Annotated in this window: 6 protein-coding genes; 4 read left to right on the top strand and 2 right to left on the bottom strand. The window is 70.4% G+C overall.

Annotation, left to right across the window (positions count from 1 at the left end; all coding sequences use genetic code 11):
* Nucleotides 1-238 (bottom strand): citrate/2-methylcitrate synthase (locus tag H5J26_RS11720; protein WP_235980638.1); only part of this gene is annotated, 238 nt, incomplete at its 3' end.
* An 80-nt stretch (nucleotides 239-318) separates the two neighbouring features.
* Here H5J26_RS11720 and H5J26_RS11715 point away from each other — a divergent pair.
* Nucleotides 319-1,590 (top strand): citrate/2-methylcitrate synthase, encoded by a 1,272-nt coding sequence (locus H5J26_RS11715; RefSeq protein WP_181765730.1) that lies wholly within the window; start codon nucleotides 319-321, stop codon nucleotides 1,588-1,590.
* A gap of 192 nt (nucleotides 1,591-1,782) precedes the next feature.
* On the opposite strand, the gene H5J26_RS11710 is transcribed toward H5J26_RS11715, so the two are convergent.
* Nucleotides 1,783-2,715, bottom strand: a complete 933-nt coding sequence (locus H5J26_RS11710) for an NAD(P)-dependent oxidoreductase (RefSeq protein WP_181765729.1) — start codon at nucleotides 2,713-2,715, stop codon at nucleotides 1,783-1,785.
* Nucleotides 2,716-2,859: 144 nt separating this feature from the next.
* Here H5J26_RS11710 and H5J26_RS11705 point away from each other — a divergent pair, with 144 nt between their 5' ends.
* The 3 genes from H5J26_RS11705 to H5J26_RS11695 all read left to right on the top strand — a co-directional run bounded on the left by H5J26_RS11705 (nucleotide 2,860) and on the right by H5J26_RS11695 (nucleotide 6,150).
* Nucleotides 2,860-3,456, top strand: a complete 597-nt coding sequence (locus H5J26_RS11705; RefSeq protein ID WP_181765728.1) for a TetR/AcrR family transcriptional regulator — start codon at nucleotides 2,860-2,862, stop codon at nucleotides 3,454-3,456.
* Nucleotides 3,457-3,662: 206 nt separating this feature from the next.
* Nucleotides 3,663-4,421 (top strand): MerR family transcriptional regulator, encoded by a 759-nt coding sequence (locus H5J26_RS11700; RefSeq protein ID WP_181765727.1) that lies wholly within the window; start codon nucleotides 3,663-3,665, stop codon nucleotides 4,419-4,421.
* Between the two features lie 262 nt (nucleotides 4,422-4,683).
* On the top strand, nucleotides 4,684-6,150 hold the full coding sequence (locus tag H5J26_RS11695; RefSeq protein WP_181765726.1) for an aldehyde dehydrogenase family protein: 1,467 nt from the start codon (nucleotides 4,684-4,686) through the stop codon (nucleotides 6,148-6,150).
* The last annotated feature ends 12 nt before the right edge of the window (nucleotides 6,151-6,162 follow it).

Genomic DNA, 6,162 nt, shown 5'->3' with positions numbered 1-6,162 from the left:
CGGGGAGGTGCCGCAGCCGGGCCGTGCGCTTGGTGAACTCCGACAGCGCGGGGCCGTCCGGGAGTTCGCCGTGGAACATCAGGTGCCAGACGTCCTCGAAGCCGCGGTGCTCGGCCAGGTCCACCGCTGAGTACTGGCGGTAGTGGTAGAAGCCCTCGCGGCCGCGTACGTCGCCGAGGGCCGTATCCGTGACGACGACTCCCGCGAGCCCCCGCGGGAGCTCGATCCCCTGTTCCATGATCGTCTCCGTTTCCCGGCTCCCACTCTTGATTCGACTGTCTATGCTTTACTCAATGCTTGTCAATATTGATTAAATCAATGCATTGGAATGTCGGCGTGACTGATGACATCGGCGACGAGGAAGAGGGCGCCCGCCTGAGCACCCGGCAGGCGGCCGAGCGGCTGGGCGTGAAGCCCGAGACGGTCTACGCGTACGTCAGCCGCGGTCTCCTCAGCAGCCGCAGATCGTCCGGGGGCCGGGGCAGTACGTTCGACGCGGCAGAGGTGGAGGCACTGGGCCGCGCCGCCCGGCGGCCTGCCGCCGCCGCCCGTGAGGCCGCTCCCGAAGCGATGTCCGTACGGACCGGCATCACGCTGATCGAGCCCGACGGCTGCTGGTTCCGCGGGGTGGACGCCCGCGAGCTGGCCGAGTCCTGCGGCTTCGAGCAGGCCGCCGACTGGCTGTGGACGGGGCGGCTCGTGCCGGGGCTGCGCTTCACCGCGCCCGAGGCGTTGCTGGCCGCCGCACGTGCGGCGGCCGAGGCCATGCCCGCGCACTGTGCCGCAATCGACCGGCTCCGCGCGGCAGTTGTCGCCGCCGCCGTGGCCGACCCGTTGCGCTTCGACCTCGCCGAGGAGGCCGTCCTGGCGCGGGCGCGCGGGCTTCTGCCCACGCTGGTCGGCGCGTTGCCGCTCCGCGGAGACAACTGCGGTGCGGGACTGGTGCGTTCACTGTGGCCGAGGCTGACCGAGCGTGATGCCACGGAGGTGTTCGTACGCGCCCTGGAGAGCGCGATGATCCTTCTGCTCGACCACGATCTCGCCGCCTCCACCCTGGCCGCCCGCGTCGCCGCCTCCGCACGTGCACACCCGTACGCCGTCGTCTCCGCCGGGCTCGGCGCCCTCGACGCACCGCTGCACGGCGCCGCGAGCGCCGGCGCGCACCGCATGCTGGCCGAGGTCGTGGAGCGCGGCAGCGCCGCCGCTGTCGTCGCCGACATACTGCGCGCGGGACGGCGCGTGCCCGGTCTGGGGCACCGCATCTACCCGGGCGAAGACCCGCGCGCCCGGGCCCTGTTCACGAAGTTGGAGCAGGAACCGTCCTGCGCGGCGGCACTGGAGGCCGCGCACGAGGTCGTCGCGACGGCCGGGCGCCCTGCCAACATCGACCTCGCGCTGGCCGTCCTCACCCTCTCCGCAGGGATGGACCCCGAAGCAGGCGAGGCCGTCTTCGCCGTGGCCCGCACCGCGGGGTGGATCGCCCACGCGCTGGAGGAGTACGCGGAACGCCCGCTGCGGCTGCGGCCCAGCGGCCACTACACCGGGCCGAGGCCTCCGCGGCCGCTTCCCACGCCCGTGCCGGAGGACTAGGCCCTGTCTGGCAAATCTCGCCTTGCTCGTGACGACTGGCACGCGCGTCCTCCCCCGCTTCGCGGGAGGTGCCCCCAGTTGTCGGATCGACCGAGTAGCCCACTACGAGGGCGATCCTCCGCCTTGCGGCTGCACGCACCATCCGCCGCTAGCACCGCCTGCGGCGGACGGCGCAATTGGTCAGACAGGCCCCTAGCCTCGAGTGCACCCGGTGCTCAACTCGGCGCCGGGCGGAGCCGGTTCGGTCTCCCCGCCGTCCGTACGCGCCACGATCGCGTGGAGGACCGAGACCATGTCGGACTGCCCGTGCCCGAGGCTCACGGTCTCGTCGAAGAGGGCGTGGCAGACGTTCAGCAGCGGCGAGGCCACCCCGGACTTCCCGGCGGCCTCGGCGATCAGCTGATTGTTCTTCAGGACGTCCGAGACCGCCGCTTGCACGTCGAAGTCGCGGGCTGCCAGCTTGGCGGCCTTCATGCGGGAGACGCCGCTCGCCATGGGACCGGCAGCAAGCACGTCGAGGAACTGCCGCTCGTCCAGCCCCATCCGGCCGGCGAAGTGGAACGCCTCCGTGAGACCGGTGACCAGCGTGATCAGGTACAGGTTCACCGAGAGCTTCATCAGCAGCGCGTTCGGAACGGGACCGCAGCCGAACGTCTCGCCGCACATCGGCCCCAGCAGCGGCCGTACGACCTCGACCGCCTCCTGCTCGCCGGCCAGCATCGCCACGAGCGCACCCGCTTCGGCGGGCTTGCGGGACCCCGAGACGGGCGCCTCGACGTAACTGCCGCCCGCCGCCCGTACGTCAGCTTCGAGCCCTCGGGAGTACTCGGGAGACGTCGTCCCCATGTGGACGATCACGTGCTGCGCGACGTTCGCGCCGAACGCGGGCGTGCCGCGGCCCAGGACGGAGTCGAGGGCGGTCTCGTCCGCCAGCATCAGGATCACCACGCGGGTCCGCGCGAACAGTTCGGCGGGGGTCGCCGCCACCGCAGCGCCTGCCGCTCGCAGCGGCTCGGTGCTGGAGGCGGTGCGGTTCCAGACGGTGAGCGACGTGCCCGACGAACTGACCAGATTGAGCGCCATCGGCGTTCCCATGACACCCAGGCCCATGAACCCGACGTCCATCGCACACCGCCGCCTCTCGCATGACCTGGCTTTCTATGACAGCTGTCATAATAGTGCGATCATGAGCGGGACGACAGAGGCAGAGGCGAGCCGGCCCGTCCCGCATGGCGCGGCCCGGATACGTCGACGAGTCGGAGGTCGGTGATGACGGTTTCCGAGCGGGGGCCGCGCGAGCGCATGGTGTTCAGCGCGGCACAGCTCATCCGGCGTGACGGTGTCGGCGCCACGGGCCTGCGTGACGTCGTCGCTCACGCGGGCGCGCCGCGCGGATCACTCGGGCACTACTTCCCGGGCGGCAAGGAACAGCTCGTCAACGAGGCCGTCGGATGGGCGGGCCGGTACGCGGGTGATCGCGTCGCACGGTTCCTGGAGGAGATGCGCGAGCCCACTCCCAGCGGGCTGTTCGCAGCGATGGTGCGCCAGTGGACCGACGAGTTCCGCGGCGACGGGTTCGCGTCCGGCTGCCCCGTGGCGGCGGCCACGGTGGACTGCACGAGCTCCGCCGAGTCCACCAGGGCCGCGGTCGCCGACGCGTTCGCGTGCTGGAGCCGCCCGGTCTCGCGTGCGCTGAGCGCGATGGGCGTCCCGGAGGCGAGGGCGGCCTCGCTCGCGACGCTCATGATCAGCACGTTGGAAGGTGCGATCCTCATCGCCAGGTCCGAGCAGGATTCGCGGGCGCTGACCACCGTGGTGCGGGAGCTCGCACCCCTCCTGGACGGCGCCAGGACTCGGGACGGCTGACCCTGTGGACGGCTGACGTGCCCGACGCGGGCGCCCGCGCGAGGCCGTGCCCGGGTCCGGCTGGTGGTCAAATCCCCTTCCGCCGCACCTTGTTGAGCCCCCCTGAAGCCCCCTCGCCCCTCGCCTCGATCGCCGCCGGGAAATTCCTCTTGCACCTCACGTCACGTGAGGGCTCATCGTGAAGTGCGTACACGAAAGGAGCGGAAGTGAGCTATCCCGTGGGACAGGTGGCCGGGTTCGCCGGAGTCACCGTGCGCACCCTGCACCACTACGACGAGATCGGTCTGCTGGTGCCGAGCGAACGCAGCGCTGCCGGGCACCGGCAGTACGCCGACGCGGACCTCGACCGGCTGCAACGGATCCTGTTCTACCGGGAGCTCGGCTTCCCTCTCGAAGAGGTGGCGGCCCTGCTCGACGACCCGGACGCGGACCCGCAGGACCATCTGCGGCGGCAGCACGAACTGCTGTCCTCCCGCATCGAGAAGCTGCAGAAGATGGCCGCCGCCGTGGAGCACGCCATGGAGGCACGCAAGATGGGCATCAATCTCACGCCCGAGGAGAAGTTCGAGGTCTTCGGCGACCACGACCCCGACCAGTACGCGGAGGAGGCCGAGCGCCGCTGGGGCGACACCGACGCCTACCGGGAGTCGATGCGCAGAACGTCCTCGTACACGAAGGAGGACTGGCAGCGGATCACGGAGGAGCAGGAGGAGTGGGGGAGCCGCTTCGCCGCGCAGATGGACGGCGGCGAAGGCCCCGAGTCCGAGGCGGCGATGGATCTGGCCGAGGAACACCGGCAGCAGATCTGCCGCTTCTACTACGAGTGTTCGTACGAGATCCACACCGGCCTGGCCGAGATGTACATCGCCGACCCGCGCTTCACCGCCACCTATGAGGCGATCAAGCCGGGGATGGCCGAGTACCTGCGGGACGCGATCCTCGCGAACGCGGTACGCAACAGCTGATCCACGGGGCCCCGTCCGCGCGTTGACGGGGCCCCGCGCCTTCGCGACGCCCGCGGGCGCCGCAGCCGTGCGTCAACTCCCGCCCGCACCTCGTCCGTTCTTAGACCACGTGGGTCAACATCCCGCCCGTAAGCCCTCCCCCTTCGGTGCGCCTCCGTACGAGGCGGCCGTGCGCAGCACGATGTTGGGTCCCGTCATGCCGGAAGAGGCCGACGGGTACCGGGCACCGGCTACGAAAGCCACGGGAATGAGGGGCATCGCGATGGCTGAGTTGTATATCGACGGTGAGTGGACCGCGGCGGTCTCCGGCAGGCAGCGCGACGTGGTCAACCCCTTCGATGCGTCGGTCATCACCACGGTCGACGAGGCCGACGAGACGGACGTCGACCTGGCCGTACGGGCTGCCAAACGGGCCTTCGAGCGCGCGGACTGGGCGTGGGCGCCGGCCCGCCGCCGGGCGGACGTGCTCTACCGGGTACACGAACTGCTCCTGCGCGACCTGGAGCAACTCGCCCGCATGGAGACACTGGACACCGGAAAGACGCTGGCCGAGGCACGGCTCGACATCGAGGACATCGCGAACGCCTTCCGCTACTTCTCCGAGATCGTGGGCAAGGAGGCCGGCCGGCTCGTCGACGTAGGACCGGATGTGCTGAGCCGCGTCGTGTACGAGCCGGTCGGCGTGTGCGCGCTGATCGCGCCGTGGAACTACCCGCTTCTCCAGGCCACATGGAAGGTCGCGCCCGCGCTCGCGGCGGGCAATACCTTCGTGCTCAAGCCCAGCGAGGTCACACCGCTGACGACCATCGCCCTCATGGGGCTCCTGGAGGAGGCCGGTACGCCGCCGGGCGTGGCCAATCTCGTGCTCGGCGCGGGAGGTACGGTCGGCGCCGCCATGACCACCCACCCGGAGGTCGACATGGTCTCCTTCACCGGGGGCCTGGCGACCGGCCGGAAGATCATGGAGGGCGCGGCGTCGGGCGTGAAGAACATCGCGCTCGAACTCGGCGGCAAGAACCCCAACGTCGTCTTCGACGACTGCGACTTCGAGGCCGCACTCGACTACGCACTCGACGCCGCCTTCCTTCACTCCGGCCAGGTCTGCTCGGCCGGTTCACGCCTCATCGTCCAGTACGGCATCCATGACCGCTTCGTCTCCGAACTGGCCTCCAGGGCCCAGGCGATCAGGCTCGGCGACGGTCTGGAGCCGATGACCGAGAGCGGGCCGCTGAGCTCCGCCGAGCACCGGGCGAAGGTCGAGAGCTACCTGGAGATCGCCCGTATGGACGGGGCACGGCTCGTGACGGGCGGGAGGCGGCCGGACGATCCTGAACTCGCCCGTGGCTTCTTCCTGTTGCCCACCGTCTACGCGGACTGCAAGTCCTCCATGCGCATCGTCCAGGAGGAGGTGTTCGGACCGGTGGTGACCGTCGAGCGCTTCTACTCGGAGGAGGAGGCGGTGCAGTTGGCCAACGACACCCGCTACGGGCTCGCGGGCGGCGTGTGGACCAGCGACGCGGGCCGCGCACAGCGTGTGGCGGGCCGCCTGCGCCACGGCACCGTGTGGATCAACGACTTCCATCCGTACGTACCGCAGGCCGAGTGGGGCGGCCTGGGCAGGTCCGGCATCGGGCGTGAACTCGGGCCGACCGGGCTGCGGGAGTACCAGGAGGCCAAGCACATCTACCAGAACCTCTCACCGGCTCCCTCGGGCTGGTTCAAGGGATGAGCCGGCCGACGG

It is taken from the genome of Streptomyces albidus (ex Kaewkla and Franco 2022), assembly GCF_013870515.1.
Classification (GTDB): domain Bacteria; phylum Actinomycetota; class Actinomycetes; order Streptomycetales; family Streptomycetaceae; genus Streptomyces; species Streptomyces albidus.
The sequence above is the reverse complement of the archived record's forward strand: the minus strand, read 5'-3'. Positions and strand labels throughout refer to the sequence as shown.

Bases quoted from the DNA above. Each gene is read 5' to 3' on its own strand.
- H5J26_RS11715 (WP_181765730.1), top strand. From the start codon at position 319: ATGCATTGGAATGTCGGCGTGACTGATGACATCGGCGACGAGGAAGAG.
- H5J26_RS11710 (WP_181765729.1), bottom strand. From the start codon at position 2,715: ATGGACGTCGGGTTCATGGGCCTGGGTGTCATGGGAACGCCGATGGCG.
- H5J26_RS11705 (WP_181765728.1), top strand. From the start codon at position 2,860: ATGACGGTTTCCGAGCGGGGGCCGCGCGAGCGCATGGTGTTCAGCGCG.
- H5J26_RS11695 (WP_181765726.1), top strand. From the start codon at position 4,684: ATGGCTGAGTTGTATATCGACGGTGAGTGGACCGCGGCGGTCTCCGGC.